The sequence below is a fragment of the Chitinophagales bacterium genome (assembly GCA_020635995.1).
Classification (GTDB): Bacteria; Bacteroidota; Bacteroidia; order Chitinophagales; family UBA8649; genus JAFMKE01.
In genome coordinates this window covers 56,727-76,246 of record JACJYS010000003.1, presented here as the reverse complement: position 1 = coordinate 76,246, position 19,520 = coordinate 56,727, and the positions used below count along the sequence as shown (strand labels likewise).

Genomic DNA, 19,520 nt, shown 5'->3' with positions numbered 1-19,520 from the left:
TACTTATTTTAAGCGTAAGTGATAAACGGATTTGTAGTTTTCCGGATTTACAAACAAGTTATCCAATTCTTTTCGGGTATCTCTATCTATAAAAGGCATTAAAGGTTGCTCTACTTCAAATAATTTCATTATAGAATTTCGTATTTTTTTATCCCATTCAGCATAATAATTATCAAAATCGTTAGGTTTTATAGTTTTTCTACAGTTGGGATTGCCACAAGCACACTCCATTTCTATATCTAAATTAAAAATACCATATTCATCTGTTATTTGCTCTCCTTTTTTAATATCTCTTATAGCTATTTCAAAACCATAGCCTGTACTTATAGAGTTGCAAAGGCAACTATGGTTCACATATTTAGCAAAATCCCAACTTACTATTCTGTTTCCTTTTTCATCTATATAAGAGTATTTGTCTATCACTTTTTTCATGTCTTCATCGTACATGAGGTAGTTAGTAGGACTTATAACATGCTCTAAACTATCTTTTACATATACTATGCTACCTTCTTTAATGTCTTGTGTAGCAAAAACACCGTAACCTACGTGTTCGCTTATGTGTTTTAATTCCGTATTTGGATGTATCATTTTTTTGTTGATTTAAGATGCAAAATTAATATCAAATTTTCATCAATTTATCAACTGTATTAAAATAAAAAAACTGTCCCAGCTAATACCAATCCTAATCGGTATAACACAACATTACTAAGATTCTTCGCTCCACTGTGTTTAGCTCAGAAAGACGAGAAAAATCAGCCTCTTTCGTCTTTGCGAACGGAGTGAAGCAATCTTTATGATTTTATACTCTTTAGATTGCTTCGTTCGTGCCTCACTCGCAAAGACGAGTTATAGCACTAATAATGATTTTTATAATCTTTAATGCTTGCTTTTATAATTTCTTGTGCTTCTTCAGCTCCATAAGTATGCGTTATTTCTACAGGGCTGTTATTTGCATCATCTTCCGGATGTTTTTTGTACGTTATAAAATAATGCATCAGTCTATCAATTAAACCTTGTGGTGCTTGGCGTAAATCTTTCCATTGGTAAACATCATCATTATATAAAACGGCTATAATTTTATCATCGGCTTCGCCATGGTCTATCATTCTAAAACCACCAATAGCTATAGCCGGCACTATTACATTGCTGTTGCGTATTATTTTATCGGTCAATACACAAATATCTAAAGGGTCGCCATCGCCTACAATATTGGTTTTGCCTGTTTTTTTCATACAGTATTTTGCCACTTCTTCAGCACAATAGGTTTGAGGTATAAAACCATAAAGAGCAGGTATAATATTTGAAAATTTTTGAGGTCGGTCTAATCTCAAAAAGCCACTCTCTTTATCTATCTCGTATTTTACCGTATCGGTAGGCACTATTTCTATAAAAGCGTTAAAAGTATTATTTTTATCTTGTGGTTTAATACCATGCCAAGGGTGTGCCGTGTATTTTGAATAGTTTTTCATTATACTGCAAAGGTATTATAAGTTTAATTTTTTTTCATAAATTGGTGTTATGCAAATGAGTTTAAATGGTAAAGTAATAGTAATATCGGGTGTAGCCAGAGGTATAGGCAAAGCTTTAGTATTAGAAGTAGCAAAACATGGAATGCTGGTGGCAGGTTTTGATGTAAGAAAACAAGAGTTAGATGAACTTCAATTTGTTTTAAATGAAAATAAAAATGATTGTTTATTGGAGTGTGTAAATATTACAAATGAACAAATGTGCAAGCAATTTATTGAAGCTGTAGTAGCTAAATATGGCAAAATAGACATACTAATTAACAATGCAGGAATAACACATATAGCTCCTGAAAAAGAAACCAAACCTAATGATGTAGAAAAGCTAATGCAGGTAAATGTGCTGGGGCTGATGTATTTAAGTCATTATGCTTTGCCACATATTATTAAGCAAAAAGGAACTTTAGTATCGTTGAGTAGTGTGGCGGGTTATAGTCCACTTTTATACAGAACAGCTTATGCCGCCAGCAAGCATGCCGTGTGGGGATATATGAATAGTTTACGTGCAGAAATGAGAGATAAAAACGTGAAAGTGCTTACGGTATGCCCCAGTTTTGTGGCAACGCAACTACAAGAGAACCAACAGCAATACTTTACTAATAATACCAATGTAGCTTTAAATTCAGAAAGTGTTGCTAAAGAGATTTTGAAAGCTATAATAGATAAAAAAGAACTTGCTTTAATAGGGAAAACAGCTAAGCAAGCGTATTGGCTTAATAGATTTTTTCCGAAGTTGTATGAAAAAATAATGATAAAGAAAACAAAAATAGATAATAAATAAATCTAATGATGAAAAAATATATTTTTATAGGTCTAATAGTATTGATTTTTGGTGGATTATGGTATTTATACCAGCCACCAATACCTTTAGAAGAGTTAAAAAAAGAATACACAGATGAGTATTCTCATTTTATAAAATTAAACGGCTTAGATGTGCACTATAAAAAGAAAGGAAACGGGTTTTCTATACTATTAATACACGGCACTTCATCTAGCTTGCACACATGGGAGCAGTGGGAGCAGTATCTAAGTAAAAACTACACCACATACAGTATAGATATGCAGGGCGGAGGGCTTACTTCACCGGCACTTAATAATGAATACTCAATACAAGCCTATTTAGATTTATTAGATGCTTTTGTAGAAGAATTAAACATAGATAGTTTTTATTTGGTAGGAAATTCATTAGGAGGGCATACGGCATGGGCGTATGCCGCTAATGCAAAATATGCCGATAGAGTTAAAAAATTAGTATTGGTAGATCCTAGTGGCTTTTTTGATAAAAACAGAGAAAAACCATTAGTTTTTAAGCTGGCTAAGTACAATTTTTTGTTAAACAATGCAGAGTATATCAATACAAATTCTTTTGTAAAGAGGAGTTTAAAAGAAGTGTTTTATAATGATGATTTGATAACACCACAAATAGTAAAACGATATACCGATTTAGGTAGAAGACCGGGAAACAGGCAGGCATTTTTTTATAAAGTACAACAAATGGAAGCGGGTAAAGAAAGCGATTTACATAAAATTAAATGCCCAACATTAATACAGTGGGGCAGAGAAGATGCTTGGATACCTTTATCTCTATCAGATATTTTTGTAGCAAATATTCCTAATAATAAATTAATAATTTACGAAAACTGCGGACACATACCTATGGAAGAAATACCCGAAAAAAGCGTAACGGATGTTATCAATTTTTTTGAAGAGTAACTGTATTCGTAACATGACTTCAAGTGGTGGCACAAATACAAAACAATTATAGACAATTTCCCATTTCGGCTTATTATTTGATATTGTATCTTTACATCAAATTATTATTGGTTAATGAAATTAAATGCCATATTAATAGCAACGCTCCTTTTTAGTTTGTTTTCTTGTCAAGCACAAGAGCCGGCTCAAAATAAAGTAAGTGTAAATAAAGTTGTAGAAGCACCAATACTACAAACAGGGGCAGAAATGCTTATGCAAGATTTAAGTATTCTTAATAACAAAAATGTGGCTTTGGTAGTAAACCCTACATCTATGGTTAAAAACCAGCACTTGTTAGATGTTTTGGTAGATAAAGGCGTTGCTGTTAAGAAAATATTTGCTCCGGAGCACGGTTTTAGAGGTACTGCCGATGCAGGAGAAAAAATTATTGACGGTATTGATAGCAAAAGTGGCTTGCCTGTTATTTCTTTGTACGGTAGCCATAAAAAACCTACAAAAACAGATTTAGAAGGTATAGATATTGTAATTTTTGACATTCAGGATGTGGGTGTTAGGTTTTACACTTATATTTCTACTTTGCATTATGTAATGGAAGCTTGTGCCGAAAATAATGTGGAGCTTTTGGTTTTGGATAGACCAAACCCTAACGGAAATAGAATAGACGGAAATGTATTGTATATGGATTATAGCTCTTTTGTAGGTATGCACCCGGTGCCGGTTTTGCATGGTATGACTATAGGAGAATATGCCTTAATGATAAATGGAGAACGCTGGTTAGAAAATGGAATAAAGTGTCAATTAACTGTTTTAAAATGTTATGGATATACACATGATATGCCTTATAGTTTACCCGTAAAACCTTCGCCAAATTTACCCAATGATAGAGCCATTTTTTTGTATCCATCTACTTGTTTTTTTGAAGGAACGGTAATCAGTGAGGGCAGAGGCACGCCTTTCCCTTTTCAAGTATTTGGAGCTCCGGAAATAGATAAAAATATAGTGCACTATGCTTTTACACCTAAAAGTATGGAGGGAGCAAAATATCCAAAATTTGAAAATAAAACGTGTTATGGATATAATATAAGTAAACCTATTGATAATTTTGAGGAACAAAAAGGTATAAATTTGACTTACTTAATAAGTATGTATAATTTGTATCCCGATAAAGAAAATTTCTTTTTAAAAAATGGATTTTTTGATAAACTTGCCGGAGGTACTGCTTTAAGAAAAGCAATAATTAACGGATTAACAGAAGAAGAAATAAAAGCAACATGGCAAGAAGATTTAAACGAATTTAAAGAAATGAGAAAACAGTATTTGCTTTACCCAGATTTTGAAGAACAGAATTAACTCATTGATTATTGTCATTCTTACGAAGGCAGTAATCTCAAAATTAAAAGTGAACAACCAAGTAAAAAATATATGAACCCAGTAGATTTAATAGTATATACCTTAATTGGTATCAATGTAGTGTTGTCATTTATGGCGTTTAATAACATGAGTTTATTCCAAAAATTAAAATTTCATGTAGGGAGTATTAAGCAAAATAAGGAATACTATCGTTTTATAAGTAGTGCTTTTTTGCATGGCGATATAACTCACCTTTTGTTTAACATGATAGCTTTATACTCTTTTGGCTTAGTAATGAAATATTTTATAGGTCCAATAGAATTTACTGTCCTTTATTTTGTTAGTTTATTAGTGGGCAATGCTTTAGCCTATTTTTATAATAAAGACAATAATGCTTATAGTGCCGTTGGGGCAAGTGGAGCAGTAAGTGGAGTAGTTTTTGCCAGTATTTTATTTTATCCTTTTGGCGATATTATATTTATATTTTTGCCGTTTTTCCCTATTCCAAGTTGGATTTTTGGAATTTTATATTTGCTTTATACCGTATATGGTATGAATAAACAAAATGACAACATAGGGCACGAAGCACATTTAGGCGGAGCAGTAGCCGGTGTTGTTTTAGCTATTTTATTTGATTTTAATGCAGCCATGGCTAATTGGTGGTTAACACTTTTACTACTTGCTATACCAGCTATCATATTTTTTATTAATCCTAATAAACGTAAATCTTCCAGTAGTTTTAAAATGTATAATGAAGATGTAAAACAAACTAAAAGAAGCGTAGATGATTTGTATTACAATAAGGAATTTGAAAAAGAAAAAGAGTTAGATGCACTTTTAGATAAAGTAGGTAAAGACGGTTTAGGCAGTTTGTCTTATTCAGAAAGAAAAAGATTAGATGAATTATCTAACGAATTGAATAAAACGAAGGATTAGAGGCAACCAACAGCAGACTAAATGAAAATTTTATACAAAAACATAAAGCAGTTAGTACAAGTTAGAGAAGAAACGGAAAAACCTATAATGGGATTAGATATGAAAAATCTTCCTGTAATAGAAAATGCGTGGTTGTTAACTGAAAACGGATTGATAGCAGATTATGGAACCATGCAAAATTGCCCTTCCCATGCTGATGAAATTAAAGACCTAACAGGCAGAGTGGTTTTGCCTACGTGGGTAGATTGCCACACACATATAGTTTTTGCAGCCAGCAGAGAGGAGGAGTTTGTAATGAAAATACAAGGCAAAAGTTATGAAGAAATTGCGGCAGCAGGTGGAGGAATATTAAATTCTGCAAGAAAATTAAGAAAGGCTACCGAAGATGAGCTTTATGAAAGTGCTGCTGAAAGATTAAAAAACTTGATAAAATTGGGAACAGGAGCTATAGAAATAAAAAGTGGTTACGGTTTAAGCGTAGAAAGTGAATTAAAAATGCTTAGGGTAATTAAAAAGTTAAAAAACAATTTCAATATTCCCATTAAATCTAATTTATTAGCGGCACACGCTATTCCTACCGAGTATAAAAACAATAGAGAGCAGTATATTGATTTAATAATAAATGAAATAATACCGCAGGCAAGTGAAGAAGGTTTAGCAGATTTTATAGATGTTTTTTGCGAAAAAGGTTTTTTTACAGTAGAAGAAACAGATAAAATATTGCAAGCAGGTGCTAAGTACGGATTGCGAGCTAAAATACACGCTAACCAGTTGGCTGTGAGTGGAGGCGTGCAAGTAGGTATTAAAAATAATGCCATTTCTGTTGACCATTTAGAGCAAATAGGTGTAGAGGAAATAGCTTGCCTACAAAATAGTAATACTATTCCTGTGGCTTTGCCCAGTTGTTCATTTTATTTAGGTATTCCTTATGCTCCGGTTAAAAAAATGATACAAGCCAACCTGCCCGTAGCTGTCGCAAGTGATTACAACCCCGGTAGTACACCAAGTGGAAACATGAACTTTTTGGTAAGTTTAGCTTGCATAAAAATGAAAATGCTACCCGAAGAAGCCATAAATGCAGCCACTATAAATGCTGCTTTTGCCATGGGCGTACAAAAAGAAGTGGGAAGTATAACAAAAGGTAAAAGAGCCAATTTTATTGTTACTAAGCCAATTTCTTCATATATATACTTGCCATATAGCTTTGGCGAAAACTGTATAGAGGAAATTTTTTATTAGTGTCTTATAATAACTTTTTCAGAAATTAGGTTACGAGAATTATTAACTTTTAATATATACAACCCACTTGATAATTCGGATGTTGGTATAGTTGTAGTTTTGTTAGCGGAGTAAAAACTTATTATCTCTTTACCTCCTAAAGAATATAAGCTTACATAAATAGGTAAGGGTGATTCTACAGATAGATAATTATTTGCAGGATTTGGATAAATTTTTATTTTATCTATATTTGTTGAGCAAGTATCATTATTACTTTCTAATACCAATAGGTTAGTTTTAATAATACTGTCACATCCAAATTTAGTTTTAAAAGTATCTATGTATATACCACTTGTTTTTTGGAAATCATTGTTTAAAAAAATACTATCTCCAAAGCAAATTTTCGTATTAGTTTGAATATTGTTGTATTGATAGCAAATAGATTCTGTAGAACCAACATCTCTAATGTCGTTTATCGCTTGTAAGTTTTGAGGAATACTAATATCGTATGGGTTACCTTTGTTAATAGCAATACTATTGTTTAATGGTATAATTGTTAAAGTATTTCCACCATAACAACCTAATTGACTTAATTTTAAATTATTTGAATCTACCCCAAGGTAATCTTTCCCTTTACCTATATTTATAGTTCCAAGAATTATACTATCGCTAAAAATATTATATCCTTTAGAAATAATTGAAGTATTAATAGAATTATCAACTTTATTAATGTCTAAGTTTTTATTTAATGCTACTATACTTGAAGTTATTTCTAATATTGATTGAGATTCATTGGAATTAAAAGCGAATATTCCACCTGTGCCTTCGGTAGAGCTATTATTTACAATTGTAGAATTGATTATTTGATGATTTGATTGAGTCTCTCCAAAAGAATTTGTAGATAAATACATTCCTCCACCTTTGTAGCGTGAATGGTTTTTTGCTATAGTAGAATTAATAAATTTCAAGTTAGATATAACTAAATTATTGTATCCTACGGAGTATGAGCTAGCCGTTATATAAATACCTCCCCCTGCTCCGTCTGTGTAGTTATACGCAAAAGTTGAATTTTTAATAAAAACTTCTGATATGTTATACGTAACATTGCTGCCTGGTTTACTTGACGCCAATACTGCACCACCACCACTTTCTGCAATATTATTTAGAAAATTTGAACCAGTAATGTTAATATAATTGTTGTAACTAAAAATATTTATTGCACCACCACCGCTATTAGTTGAATTGTAGATAAATTTGGATTCATTAATATCTATGTATAAACTGTTTGTGAAAGTCTGAATGGCTCCTCCTCCACGACCATTGCCAATATTGCTAATAAATTTAGATTGATTAATAGTTAGGGAACAAATGGGATTACTGCTAATTAATGAGGTATTCATTACACTAATTCCCCCACCGCCACTTAAAGCAGTATTGTTTTGGAAAAAACAGTTTGCAATATTTACTTTCTTACACTTTTTTATACTTATAGCACCTCCTTCGCGTTCGCTGTATGCATTAATTAAGTAGAGGTTTTCAAAAGTCAAATGATTGCTATAATCTGGAAAATCTATTTTAAAAATACTATTGGAATTATTTCCACTAATGAACAAGGTGTCTTTAGAGTTAAATAGACCTTTTATTGTTATACTTTTTGAAAAATAAATTGAAGAATTTAAAACCAAGGTATCGCTTCCATTAGTAATTAAATTTGGATTAAAAACGATAGAATCTCCATTGATAGCTATATTAATAGAATATCTTAAAGACCCTAATCCAGAATCATTTAAGTTTATAACTTCTATTGTGCTAGCTAATAATATATTATTGATAACAAACTGGAAAAAGAATAATATTTTAGTATGATTTGACATATGACAGTACAATATACAAAATAAATCCAAATTAAGCAAAATGTCTTTTTTTTTAATACTCATACTTTGGTTGCCAGCCGTTAGCTCCTTTTGGTAGTAGTTCAAAAAGTTGCCAAGGTGGGCAGTACATATCGCCAGGACCAAAAAAGTCGTAGGCTGTTCTTAAAATTTTATCATCTTTTATTATTAATGCCGATACACCGGGCATAAACCATCTTCTGTTTTCTTTATCGTAAGCAAACCCTAAATCTTTAGAAAAATCTGTTCCATGGTAAGAATAATACGGCATATTCCATTTTCTGTTTTCAGCAAAAGTTTTCATCGTTGCTACATCGTCCGGACTGGTTAAAACTATGTTTACCCTGTCTTTTATTATGTGATACATACCACTAAGTACATCTGCCCACATAGTGCAATACACGCAAGATTTCCCCATATTATGAATAACTAAAAGTTCATCTTTGCCACCAAATAATTCTTTTAAACTTTTGTTGTTCCCATTTTTATCTTGAAAATCATAATTTTTTATATTTTCAGGTGCTTGTTCAAGTTTAAGTTTATTAAGTTCTTTTTGTTTCTCAAAAATTTCTTTTTGAAGTTCTTTCATTCTCTCATTCATAATTTATATTTTTTTGAGGGTGATGCTTGTAAATTTACCTATTTTCGCAATATAAATGAGTATAATAATATTTCTGATTATAGTTTACACTTTATTGTTTGCTTTTTCAATTTATAAGTGCAGTTGTTTCAGCGCTATATTTTTATCTAAGCGAGCATTACTTATTTTTTTTGGATTTAAGGCTATAGTAGCTCTATTTTATATTTATAGTAATACCAGCCTTGTTAGTGGTGGAGATATATTTAATTATTATAATGACGGATTAATTGTTTTTGATAAACTAAAACAGGGAGAAATTCTAACATACTTGCAGTTAACATTTGGTACAAATAATACTACTATAACACCTAATATAGCTCAAGCCGTAGATGAAATGGGTTTTTGGAGCGATAATTCCGCTTATTTTATAGTTAGAGCAAATGCGTTTATTAACCTTTTTACTTTTGGCAAGTCTATTTATATAAATGCCGTTTTCTTCGCTTTATTTTCGTTTTTAGCGTCATTTTTTATTTATAAAACTTTTGAGCAGTTTTTAATGACAGCTAAAAACAACATACTTGTTTTGTCTATTTTTCTTACACCCAGTTTGTTATATTGGACATCGGGTATGCACAAAGAAACTTTAAGTGTGCTATTTATTAGCACAACGCTTTATTCCTTTTTTAAAATTATTATTGAAAGCAAAATCAAATTTATTATTCTATTCATATTGTCTTTAGCACTATTATTTGTATTAAGGTATTTTATTGCTCTTATTTTAATTCCGCCTTTTATAGCTTTTATAATTTATAAATGGACTAATGCAAAAAAGCCACTTTACAGTTATATAGGTATTTACACAATGGCACTATTATCTACTTATATCATACCTGTTTTATTTCACACGCCTAATTTAGTAGATTTAATAAACCAAAGAAAAGAACTGTATTTATCGTTAAAGGCGGGCAATACTGCCATAGATTTAGGAGATTACCATTTGAGTTACTTAGGATATATGACTAAAATTCCGCAGGCACTACTAAATACAACTGTACGTCCGTGGTTTTTTGAAGCTAAAACACTATTGCTTGCTATTTCAAGTATAGAAAGTGCTGTGTTAAGCATATTTTTAGTGGCATCTATATTTTATATAAAAAAGCTAAATACAAAGCAAAAAGCATTTGTTTATCTTTTTTATGCATTTGGGTTTTCATATTTAATACTCACAGGCTTAATAGTTCCAAATTTGGGAGCTATTTTAAGATATAGAAGTGTTGCATTGTTTTTACTTGTTCCAACATCTATTTACATACTTTCTGATTTTATTTATAGGAAAAATTAAAAATTTTGGCTTAAAAACAATATTTAAACCCAAATGTTGATAAATTTTTACAAAATTTCTGCTTAAAAAGTAGTTTAAGTTCATTTTTGGTATAAATTTGTGAAAAATTTAAAAATCATAAATGGAAAATTTAAGAAGAAAAGGAGTAGATAATACTATAGGTAGAGAAAAAGTACAAGTAAAGCTACCAAGCAAAAGAATTTCTGAATATTACGCAGAAAACGTTTTTACAGACGAAACCATGAAAAAATACATATCTGAAGAAGCGTATATCAGTATTAAAGATTCCATTAATAACAAAACAAAAATAGATAGAAACACTGCCGACCAAGTGGCTGCCGCTATGAAATCGTGGGCAATAGAAAAAGGTGTAAAATCATATACACATTGGTTTCAGCCTTTAACAGGCGGTACGGCAGAAAAACACGATACATTTTTTGTGCCTACAAGCACAGGAAAAGGCATGGAAATGTTTACAGGCAATGAATTGGTACAGCAAGAACCGGATGCTTCTTCTTTTCCTAATGGAGGACTACGCCAAACTTTTGAAGCCAGAGGTTACACGGCTTGGGACCCTACATCTCCTGCTTTTATAATGGAAATAGGCGATGGATTAACACTTTGTATTCCTACTATTTTTATTTCTTATACAGGAGAGTCCTTAGACCACAAAGCACCTTTACTTAAAGCTTCAGATTTTCTTGAAAAAGCGGCTTTGCCAGTTATAGGCTTGTTTGATAGACATGCTAAGCACGTAATTTCTACATTAGGGTGGGAGCAAGAATATTTTGTTATAGATGAAAGTTTATACTCTGCTCGCCCGGATTTAGTACTTGGAGGAAGAACATTAATAGGGCATTCTTCGGCTAAAGGACAGCAGTTAGATGACCATTATTTTGGCTCTATTCCTGAGCGTGTTTATGATTTTATGTTAGATTTTGAAAAAGAAGCCCACAAATTAGGTATTCCTGTAAGAACAAGACATAATGAAGTAGCTCCGGGGCAGTTTGAGTTGGCACCAATGTTTGAAGAAGTAAATATTGCCAACGACCATAACCAATTAATAATGGACGTACTTAAAAGAGTAGGAAAACGCCATAGATTAAGAGTGTTGTTTCACGAAAAACCGTTTAAAGGTATAAATGGCTCGGGCAAGCACAATAACTGGAGTATGAGTACTGATACAGGCAAAAACTTGTTATCTCCGGGCAAAACGCCAAAAAACAACTTACGATTTTTAACCTTCTTTGTTAATGTTATAAAAGCCGTAAATGACAATAGCGATTTATTGCGTGCAGCCATAGCATCGGCAAGCAACGACCACCGATTAGGAGCCAATGAAGCACCTCCTGCTATTATTTCGGTATTTATAGGTTCGCATTTAACAGGTGTTTTAGATGAAATAGCCAAAAGAGTAAAACATGGCAAGTATGACGAAGAAAAAAATGCCGATTTAAAATTAGATATACACAAGCAAATACCAGATGTATTTTTAGATAATACAGATAGAAACCGTACTTCTCCTTTTGCTTTTACAGGAAATAAATTTGAAGTGCGAGCCGTGGGAAGTACAGCAAACTGTGCGTTGCCTATGACAGTTTTAAACACCATAGTAGCTAATCAACTGGTTGATTTTATGCAAGATTATAATGAATTGCGTAAAAGTGGCGAGAAAAAAGAAGGAGCTATTTTACGCATATTGCGTAGATATATTGATGCTTCTAAAAATATACTTTTTGAAGGAGATAATTATAGCGAAGAATGGGCTAAAGAAGCTGAAAAAAGAGGTTTAAGCAATGTAAAACAAACAGCTTACGCTATTGACTTTTTCGGTACAAAAGCAGCTAAAGATATTTTTGTAAAAAATAATATATTTACGGAGTTAGAATTAGAAGCCAGAAATGAAATTTATTATGAAAAATATACTTTAGATATACAAATAGAATCAAGAGTATTGTATGAAATGGCAAGTAATGAAATTTTACCTTCGGCTATTGAGTATCAAAATAGATTAATTAAAAACGTAAAAGGTTTAAAAGAGCTGGGCTTAAAAAAAGAAGCCTATAAATCTCAGATGGATTTATTAGAGAGAATGTCGGGGCATATTAATGAAGTAGAGCAAGGCTGTGCGGCTATGCTGGCAGAAAGAAAAGTAGCCAACAAAATAGAAGATGCTTCAAAAAGAGCAAAATATTATTGCGATAAAGTAAAGCCTTATTTTGAAACTATAAGATACCACATAGATAAACTTGAACTTATAGTAGATGATAAACTTTGGCCGGTGCCTAAATACAGAGAAATGTTGTTTTTAAAATAGGAATTTAATACAAGTTCCGAACCTTATTAAAGGTTCGGAACTTTTGTTTATAGCAGTTTTATAAATTTTAGCTTAGCTTTGCTTTTACATGAAGGGCAATGATATTAAAAATTTTATTAGCAAACTAAGTTTATTTAAAATTTGGAATGCCATTAAAGTTTATACTTCATTTCAGTTATCGCAAATACTTAAAAAACCTATACAGTGGGGTTTGCCTTTTACCATTTCTGTAGAACCCACTACCACTTGCAATTTAGGCTGCCCGGAATGTCCCAGTGGCTTAAAATCTTTTACCCGCCCTACAGGAAATATAGATTTAGAATTTTATACTAAATTTTTAAATGAAACGCATAAACAGCTCATTTATCTATATTTTTATTTTCAGGGCGAGCCCTATATGCATCCTAAGTTTTTGAGTCTGGTAAAACAGGCTACAGAAAAAGGTATTTATACCGTTACATCAACAAATGCTCATTTTTTAACACCCCGAAAAGCAAAAGAAACTATAGAAAGCGGATTGGATAGGATAATAATTTCTATAGATGGAAGCACTCAAAATATTTACGAAAATTATAGAGTAAATGGCAAATTAGATAAAGTGATAGAGGGAACAAAAAATTTAATAGCTGCCAAAAAAGAGCTGAAATCTACAACACCGCATATTATTTTTCAAATGTTAGTAGTAAAACCTAATGAGCATCAAATAGCAGAAGTTAAAAAAATAGGGCAGGAGATAGGCGTAGATGAAGTGAAGTTAAAAACGGCTCAAATATATGATTATAAAAACGGCAGTAATTTAATTCCAACTATGGATAAATACTCTCGGTATAAAAAAAATACCGATGGCACATATTCTATAAAAAATAAAATGGAAAATAAATGTTGGAAACTATGGCACAGCAATGTTATAACTTGGGACGGAAAAGTAGTGCCCTGCTGTTTTGATAAAGATGCAAAGTATGAAATGGGCAATTTAAACCAAGAAACATTTAAAACTATTTGGCAAAACAAAAAATATCAGAATTTTAAAACTCAGTTAATCAAAAACCGAAAGAGTATAGATATATGCACTAATTGTACAGAGGGTTTAAAAGTTTGGGAAGATTAACGTCAGTAATTGCTTTGTGAGCTATCTCACAAAATAAATTCAAAATAAATTTTAAGTTTGATGTTAAAATAAACTCTAAATGAAAAAAATCATTGTCATTTCCCCCATTTTAGTAATGATGTTAGCTTTTGTTTTAAAAAGTTGTACTCAAGCTAACAATAATGAAGTTGCAGTAAATGTGTCTGAAAAATCTGAGACGTATTACGAAGGCCTAAAAATAGTTGATCAAAATTGTATTACTTGCCATCTCCCTAAAGCGGGTATGGATAATAGAATAGCACCACCTCTTTTTGCCGTAAAACAACATTATTATACAAAAGGAATGCAAGAAACAGAATTTATTAAAAATATGACTGATTTTTTGCTGTCGCCTAAAATTGAACATTCTAAAATGCCTAATGCTATTGAAAAGTTTGGATTAATGCCCAATTTAGGTATGAATAAAGAGCAGTATGAAGCAGTGGCTTTATATATTTATAGAGCCGAATTAGAAAAACCGGGTTGGTTTGAAGAGCATCACAAAAAAGAAATGGCTACTATGATGCAAAATGCAGAAGAAGGCACAGAAGATTATTTAAAAAAAGGTATGAATATAGCTTTAGCTACAAAAGCCGAGTTAGGTAAAAACTTATTGAATGCTATACAGACAAAAGGAACCGATAAAGCATTAGATTTTTGCAACGAAAAAGCCATAGTACTTACCGACAGTATGGCAAATGAATTAGGAGCTAAAATAAAAAGAGTTTCAGATAAAAACAGAAATCCTAATAATGTGGCTAATGAGCAAGAGCAGGCATATATTACCTTGGCTAAAGCAGCAATAGCTCAAAATGGAAAAGCTACGCCTAAAGTTTTTGAAGAGAATGGCAAAATGGTAGGATATTATCCTATTACCACTAATGCCATGTGTTTGCAATGCCACGGAAATATAGGAACAGATATAAATGAAAAAACACTGGCAGCTATAAACCAACATTACCCAAACGATAAAGCAACAGGCTACGCTTCTGATGAACTGAGAGGCATTTGGGTGGTAGAGATGGGAAAGTAATGCGAATTTGTTAATGCAAAATAGCCTAAACTATTTTGTGTTTTATAATTGTTTTTTTGCAGGTTTACATCTTGTTAATAATATATGATAAAAATAATTGACATTCTAATAAAATTCGCTAACTTAGTTGCTTATCTACCGATAAAAGGTAGAAACAAACGCTAAAAAGTCGTTTTAATGCTTTTTAGCTAATAGTTGGCAATAATTATGAAGAAAATAATATGGAAAATAAATTCAATATTGCTGTATTAATTGATGGCGATAATGCGCAACCGAGTTTAATTAAAGAAATTATTGAAGAAGTTTCTAAATATGGCAAAGCAACAATAAGAAGAATTTATGGAGATTGGACATCACAACAAATGAATGGATGGAAATCAGTAATAAATCAACAATCCATAAGTCCGATTCAAAAATTTTCGTACACAACAGGTAAAAATTCAACTGACGGATCACTAATTATTGACGCTATGGATATTTTACACGCTAAACAAATTGACGGATTTTGCATAGTTTCAAGTGATAGCGATTACACAGGACTTGCAAAAAGAATAAGAGAAGAAGGGTTGTTTGTTATGGGAATTGGAGAAAAAAAGACACCAGAAGCCTTTGTAAAGTCTTGTGAAATTTTCACTTTCACTGAAAACTTAAAATTAGATAGTACTACTAATAAAGAAACTGTAAAAAATAAAGTTTCATCGAAAGAGGTTGGTCAAAAAACTAAATTATCAAAAAGAGACTTGGAAACAATCGATAAAGCTTTTGAAATATCTACTAATGAAGATGAAAATGTGCATATTTCAAAAGTCGGTTTAAATATCAGAAAAATTGACCCGAGTTTTGACCCTCGTAGTTATGGATTTAAAAACTTAACTAAACTATTTGAATTCATAGATAATTACGAAGTAATTAATAATGAAATTGGAGGTCTGAACCATCCTCTACTAAAGAAAAAATAACTATTGGCAACAACTAAGTTTTCGTTGCGTCCGAAGGACGAACAATGAGAACGCAGGTTGAACGGAACCGGTTGTTTTAGGATAGTTGATCAAAAAAATGTTCTATTGGGGATTTCGTTAAGTATCATAACAAACCTGACAGATTAATAGCAACTCTTGTTAATAAGCTATTAGGTTGTACTTTAGTTTGCTTCGTTCGTACCTCACTCGCAAAGACGTGCTCGTGTCTGTTCGTCTTTGCGAAAGGAGTGAAGCTTGCCTGAGGCAATCAGGCAAGCTTTTGCTGGTTGTAGTGCAAAGAGTACTAAACATAGAGGTACTCGTGCCACCACTCCAAGTGGTGGCACGAGTAGCAGAAATAATAAAAACATCAAAAAATTGTTTTAATGTTATTAAAATGTTAACTTTATATTAAAATAAGGTAAAATGAAAAAGATAATTGGATTGATTTCGGTTTTATTATGTGGTGTTTTGGTGTTTTCTCAAAACAGTATTAATATTGAAAAAGAGTATAAAAAGACAAAAATTGATAAAAAAACAGAACAAGTTTTTGTGTATCAAAATGATAAATTAATAGAAAAAGGAATTTTGGTTAATGGCAAAAGAGAAGGTGTGTGGCAGTCTTTTGATGATGAAGGAAGAATTACTGCTGAGGCTTCTTTTGCAGAAGGGAAGAAAAATGGTGTGTGGCTTATTTATGATAATGCTTCTTTAAAATATGTTTTGCATTACCAAAATGATAAAAGGGTAGGTGCTAATGATTTATTAGTAAACCGATAGCTTATTTGTTTAAATATTTTTCGTAAAACCTTTTAAAATGATAATTGTTGTCTATGTTCATCCAATAGACGCCTTCATCTAAAAATTTTGTCCAAATATTCTCATTGTGTGGCATAGCATAAAAACGAAGTTCTTTGCCACAAGATTTGGCTTTGCTTATCATTTCTCTTAGTTTATTTAGCTCATCTTCGGGCATTTCTCCTTTGCCTTTCCACTTAAAATTAGAGTTGTAATTAGCACTTCCTCTGGGTACAAGTTTATCGGGAAAATCACTTTCGCAATTATGTACACTACCATCTAAAAATACGTAAATACTGTCCATATTTTTAACGGCATCATAAGAAAAACCGCCACCGGATATTAATAATTGCAGTGGTCTGTTGTAAACAGAATCATTATGGTAAAAGGTAAAGTAGTCTTTGTAAGGTTCTATTTTTTGTAACAATAAATTTAGCGAAGTGTCTCTATTGTTTTTAAAGTCTATCATTAAAATTAATGGTATGTTATCATAAAAATATCCGTCTTGCATAACTAAGTTTAGCAATGGTTTTAAATAAAAATCGGTAAGGTTATCTCTATATTTTAAAGCAAATTTTATGTGTGCAATTTTAAGTTCATTGCCATAAGCAAAAACATCTATTTCAATACTGTGAGCTCCATTTCCTAAGGCATCCCACAGCGGTTTGTCTTTTAAATAGTCATTATGAGAATGGAGTGGAGCTATAAGCTTAGCTTTATTTTGAGCTTGTATGCTACAAAACGAAAAGAAAAATAAAATTAGAATATAAAATAACTTCATTGTTTGTTAAAAGATAGATAAAAAAAAGCTCCGCTATTTAACGGAGCTTTCTTTAAGTTTATTATGTTCTTATTTTTCAATAATCATTACATCTACTCTTCTATTTACATTAAATCTTGGCGATTCAATTTCTGATTTTCCTTTAGAAAGTGTTTGTATTCTTGAGGCATCTATACTATAGTTTTCAACTAAATATTGTTTTACCGCATCGGCTCTTCTTTGTCCTAATTCTATGTTGTACTCATCACTTCCTCTTTCATCGCAGTGCCCTGTAAGTAGGAATTGAACACCTTCCATAGCTATTATATTTTTAGCTACCATAAATAGTTCGTCTTCATACTCGCGTTTAATGTTAGCTTTATCTGTGTCAAAGAATATAGAAGGGAAAAATTCGCCTCTTGCAGTGGCAGGTTTTACTTTTCCGTCTATAGCTACACCTTGGAAATTAACAAAAGCACCGTCTGGAGAGTCTATTTCTAAATCTCTACTGTCAGGAACTCCGTCTCCATCGCTATCTACCGCTACACCAAATTCATCTACTGTAGCACCTTTATCGCTAAATGGTTCTAAATCGGCTCTGTCTGGCACTCCGTCTCCATCGCTATCTATGGCTCTGCCGCTACCATCTACAGTTACACCTTCTTCTGTTTCAGTGTCTTTGTCAAAATAGTCAGATACTCCGTCTTCATCAGCATCTGTAGTTAAGCGTTTTACTTTTTTGTCTATGGCATCTATTTTATCTAAATCGGTATAAACTTTATCCATTGGATTAACCCACTCTACATGCTCTTTAGATTTTTTCTTTGTACCTAATTTAAAGTCAAGCCCTACATTTATATTAGAGTACATATCGTTTTTAATTCTTCCCGGGTGGTCATAAATATACCCGTCTAATTTATCGGTAAATACATAGTTCATAACATATTCTACACTTAAATCTACAGCTTTAGCCAGTTTAAATTTGGCACCTAAAGCAAATGGCATATACATTTCCATTATGGTTTTAGTTTGGTTTTTGTTAACAATGTCAACACCAGCCAAATCAATAGGTCTTTTATCTGCCGACATCATTACATGTGGGTCAAACCATGTAGCTCCAATACCTGAATAAGCGTATAATGAAAATCTTCTTGGTTTCATTTCTCTACCTTTCAATTTTGCATTGTAATATCTGTTTGGACCAAAAACGGTATTGCTAATGTTCCAATACACTTGTAATGAAGTAGAAATAACATTACTTTTAAAGTAAACGCCTTCGGTAAATCCTCTGTTTACCATATATTCTCTATCTTCTTTGTATTGTACATTGTTGTCAAAAACACCTTGAACAACATTGTAAGAACCTTGCCATTGAAGACCAAAAGCGGCATCAAACATTTTAGTAACTCTTAATCCTGCATTCCATTGGTTTTCATTTCTTGGGTCTATAGTACCAAACCAATCTTTGTATCTAATATCTGTAACGGGATTAGTTAATCCACCAAAAACACCAATAGACCATGTTCTTAATGGCTTATCAGCAGTAGCTGAAGGTCTTGTTCTTGAAGAAGAAGAAGATTTTGATGAAGAAGCACTACTACTTTTTGTAGAAGTTGTTTTTTGTTTAGGTGCTTTTTCTTCTTTTGCCTTTACTTCTTTTTCTTTTTTCTCTTTAGGCTCTTTAACTTTTTCTTCCTTAACCTTTTCCTCTTTTTGCTTAGGTTCTTTGGTTTTTTCTTCTTTAACCTTAGGTTCTTTTTCTTTCTTTTCTTTAGGAGCTTTTTCTTTTTTCTCCTTAGTAGTGGTAGTAGTTTCTTCTGTAGAAGAACCTCCGTTTAATAATCGTTCTATTTCTTCTTGAGTTTGTGCATAAGACGAAACCGAAGTGAAAAATAAAAATGTTAATAGTACAAATGTAATCTTTGATATTCTCATAAAATATATAATATTGTTTGAATTATTGTGCGTAAAGT

The 19,520-nt window shown here is 31.9% G+C and carries 17 protein-coding genes; 11 read left to right on the top strand and 6 right to left on the bottom strand.

Annotated features, from left to right (window positions below):
* Window positions 1-3 precede the first annotated feature (3 nt).
* Both H6578_06135 and H6578_06130 read right to left on the bottom strand, forming a co-directional pair.
* Entirely contained in the window at window positions 4-588 is a 585-nt protein-coding gene (locus tag H6578_06135; protein ID MCB9226727.1) for an SET domain-containing protein-lysine N-methyltransferase, read from the bottom strand.
* A gap of 266 nt (window positions 589-854) precedes the next feature.
* On the bottom strand, window positions 855-1,469 hold the full coding sequence (locus tag H6578_06130; protein MCB9226726.1) for an inorganic pyrophosphatase: 615 nt from the start codon (window positions 1,467-1,469) through the stop codon (window positions 855-857).
* A gap of 49 nt (window positions 1,470-1,518) precedes the next feature.
* Between H6578_06130 and H6578_06125 the strand changes: the two genes are divergently transcribed.
* The 5 genes from H6578_06125 (at window position 1,519) to H6578_06105 (ending at window position 6,761) form a co-directional block, all read left to right on the top strand.
* On the top strand, window positions 1,519-2,304 hold the full coding sequence (locus tag H6578_06125; GenBank protein MCB9226725.1) for an SDR family oxidoreductase: 786 nt from the start codon (window positions 1,519-1,521) through the stop codon (window positions 2,302-2,304).
* A gap of 8 nt (window positions 2,305-2,312) precedes the next feature.
* Complete coding sequence (locus H6578_06120; GenBank protein MCB9226724.1) at window positions 2,313-3,236, top strand: alpha/beta hydrolase; 924 nt, start codon at window positions 2,313-2,315, stop codon at window positions 3,234-3,236.
* Between the two features lie 114 nt (window positions 3,237-3,350).
* Window positions 3,351-4,586, top strand: a complete 1,236-nt coding sequence (locus H6578_06115; GenBank protein MCB9226723.1) for a DUF1343 domain-containing protein — start codon at window positions 3,351-3,353, stop codon at window positions 4,584-4,586.
* A gap of 72 nt (window positions 4,587-4,658) precedes the next feature.
* Window positions 4,659-5,522: a rhomboid family intramembrane serine protease gene (locus H6578_06110; GenBank protein ID MCB9226722.1), complete on the top strand. Its 864-nt coding sequence runs from the start codon at window positions 4,659-4,661 to the stop codon at window positions 5,520-5,522.
* 21 nt (window positions 5,523-5,543) lie between these two features.
* Window positions 5,544-6,761, top strand: coding sequence for an imidazolonepropionase (locus tag H6578_06105; protein MCB9226721.1), 1,218 nt, complete (start codon window positions 5,544-5,546; stop codon window positions 6,759-6,761).
* On the opposite strand, the gene H6578_06100 is transcribed toward H6578_06105, so the two are convergent.
* On the bottom strand, window positions 6,758-8,614 hold the full coding sequence (locus H6578_06100; protein MCB9226720.1) for a T9SS type A sorting domain-containing protein: 1,857 nt from the start codon (window positions 8,612-8,614) through the stop codon (window positions 6,758-6,760). The genes H6578_06105 and H6578_06100 overlap by 4 nt on opposite strands.
* A 52-nt stretch (window positions 8,615-8,666) precedes the next feature.
* The gene (locus H6578_06095; protein ID MCB9226719.1) at window positions 8,667-9,233 is read right to left on the bottom strand and encodes a DUF899 family protein; all 567 of its coding nucleotides are present in this window, start codon (window positions 9,231-9,233) and stop codon (window positions 8,667-8,669) included.
* Window positions 9,234-9,288: 55 nt separating this feature from the next.
* Between H6578_06095 and H6578_06090 the strand changes: the two genes are divergently transcribed.
* From H6578_06090 to H6578_06065, 6 genes are all read left to right on the top strand, one after another.
* A complete protein-coding gene (locus tag H6578_06090; GenBank protein ID MCB9226718.1) occupies window positions 9,289-10,554 on the top strand; it encodes a glycosyltransferase family 39 protein in 1,266 nt (421 codons plus the stop codon).
* A 121-nt stretch (window positions 10,555-10,675) separates the two neighbouring features.
* Window positions 10,676-12,871, top strand: a complete 2,196-nt coding sequence (locus H6578_06085) for a glutamine synthetase III (GenBank protein MCB9226717.1) — start codon at window positions 10,676-10,678, stop codon at window positions 12,869-12,871.
* A gap of 88 nt (window positions 12,872-12,959) precedes the next feature.
* Window positions 12,960-13,979 (top strand): SPASM domain-containing protein, encoded by a 1,020-nt coding sequence (locus tag H6578_06080; GenBank protein ID MCB9226716.1) that lies wholly within the window; start codon window positions 12,960-12,962, stop codon window positions 13,977-13,979.
* A gap of 79 nt (window positions 13,980-14,058) precedes the next feature.
* Window positions 14,059-15,030 (top strand): DUF3365 domain-containing protein, encoded by a 972-nt coding sequence (locus tag H6578_06075; protein MCB9226715.1) that lies wholly within the window; start codon window positions 14,059-14,061, stop codon window positions 15,028-15,030.
* 221 nt (window positions 15,031-15,251) lie between these two features.
* Window positions 15,252-15,989 carry an NYN domain-containing protein gene (locus H6578_06070; protein ID MCB9226714.1) on the top strand — a complete coding sequence of 246 codons (738 nt, stop codon included), beginning with the start codon at window positions 15,252-15,254 and terminating at the stop codon, window positions 15,987-15,989.
* A 426-nt stretch (window positions 15,990-16,415) separates the two neighbouring features.
* The gene (locus H6578_06065; GenBank protein ID MCB9226713.1) at window positions 16,416-16,769 is read left to right on the top strand and encodes a hypothetical protein; all 354 of its coding nucleotides are present in this window, start codon (window positions 16,416-16,418) and stop codon (window positions 16,767-16,769) included.
* Window position 16,770: 1 nt separating this feature from the next.
* On the opposite strand, the gene H6578_06060 is transcribed toward H6578_06065, so the two are convergent.
* The gene (locus H6578_06060; GenBank protein MCB9226712.1) at window positions 16,771-17,568 is read right to left on the bottom strand and encodes a hypothetical protein; all 798 of its coding nucleotides are present in this window, start codon (window positions 17,566-17,568) and stop codon (window positions 16,771-16,773) included.
* 69 nt (window positions 17,569-17,637) lie between these two features.
* Window positions 17,638-19,482 (bottom strand): OmpA family protein, encoded by a 1,845-nt coding sequence (locus tag H6578_06055; GenBank protein ID MCB9226711.1) that lies wholly within the window; start codon window positions 19,480-19,482, stop codon window positions 17,638-17,640.
* Window positions 19,483-19,520: the final 38 nt, after the last annotated feature.

Excerpts from the sequence above, each read along its gene's own strand:
- H6578_06115 (MCB9226723.1), top strand. The coding sequence starts at position 3,351 with ATGAAATTAAATGCCATATTAATAGCAACGCTCCTTTTTAGTTTGTTT.
- H6578_06130 (MCB9226726.1), bottom strand. The coding sequence starts at position 1,469 with ATGAAAAACTATTCAAAATACACGGCACACCCTTGGCATGGTATTAAA.
- H6578_06125 (MCB9226725.1), top strand. The coding sequence starts at position 1,519 with ATGCAAATGAGTTTAAATGGTAAAGTAATAGTAATATCGGGTGTAGCC.
- H6578_06110 (MCB9226722.1), top strand. The coding sequence starts at position 4,659 with ATGAACCCAGTAGATTTAATAGTATATACCTTAATTGGTATCAATGTA.
- H6578_06070 (MCB9226714.1), top strand. The coding sequence starts at position 15,252 with ATGGAAAATAAATTCAATATTGCTGTATTAATTGATGGCGATAATGCG.
- H6578_06055 (MCB9226711.1), bottom strand. The coding sequence starts at position 19,482 with ATGAGAATATCAAAGATTACATTTGTACTATTAACATTTTTATTTTTC.
- H6578_06100 (MCB9226720.1), bottom strand. The coding sequence starts at position 8,614 with ATGTCAAATCATACTAAAATATTATTCTTTTTCCAGTTTGTTATCAAT.
- H6578_06075 (MCB9226715.1), top strand. The coding sequence starts at position 14,059 with ATGAAAAAAATCATTGTCATTTCCCCCATTTTAGTAATGATGTTAGCT.
- H6578_06120 (MCB9226724.1), top strand. The coding sequence starts at position 2,313 with ATGAAAAAATATATTTTTATAGGTCTAATAGTATTGATTTTTGGTGGA.
- H6578_06080 (MCB9226716.1), top strand. The coding sequence starts at position 12,960 with ATGAAGGGCAATGATATTAAAAATTTTATTAGCAAACTAAGTTTATTT.
- H6578_06095 (MCB9226719.1), bottom strand. The coding sequence starts at position 9,233 with ATGAATGAGAGAATGAAAGAACTTCAAAAAGAAATTTTTGAGAAACAA.
- H6578_06085 (MCB9226717.1), top strand. The coding sequence starts at position 10,676 with ATGGAAAATTTAAGAAGAAAAGGAGTAGATAATACTATAGGTAGAGAA.
- H6578_06135 (MCB9226727.1), bottom strand. The coding sequence starts at position 588 with ATGATACATCCAAATACGGAATTAAAACACATAAGCGAACACGTAGGT.
- H6578_06090 (MCB9226718.1), top strand. The coding sequence starts at position 9,289 with ATGAGTATAATAATATTTCTGATTATAGTTTACACTTTATTGTTTGCT.
- H6578_06065 (MCB9226713.1), top strand. The coding sequence starts at position 16,416 with ATGAAAAAGATAATTGGATTGATTTCGGTTTTATTATGTGGTGTTTTG.
- H6578_06105 (MCB9226721.1), top strand. The coding sequence starts at position 5,544 with ATGAAAATTTTATACAAAAACATAAAGCAGTTAGTACAAGTTAGAGAA.
- H6578_06060 (MCB9226712.1), bottom strand. The coding sequence starts at position 17,568 with ATGAAGTTATTTTATATTCTAATTTTATTTTTCTTTTCGTTTTGTAGC.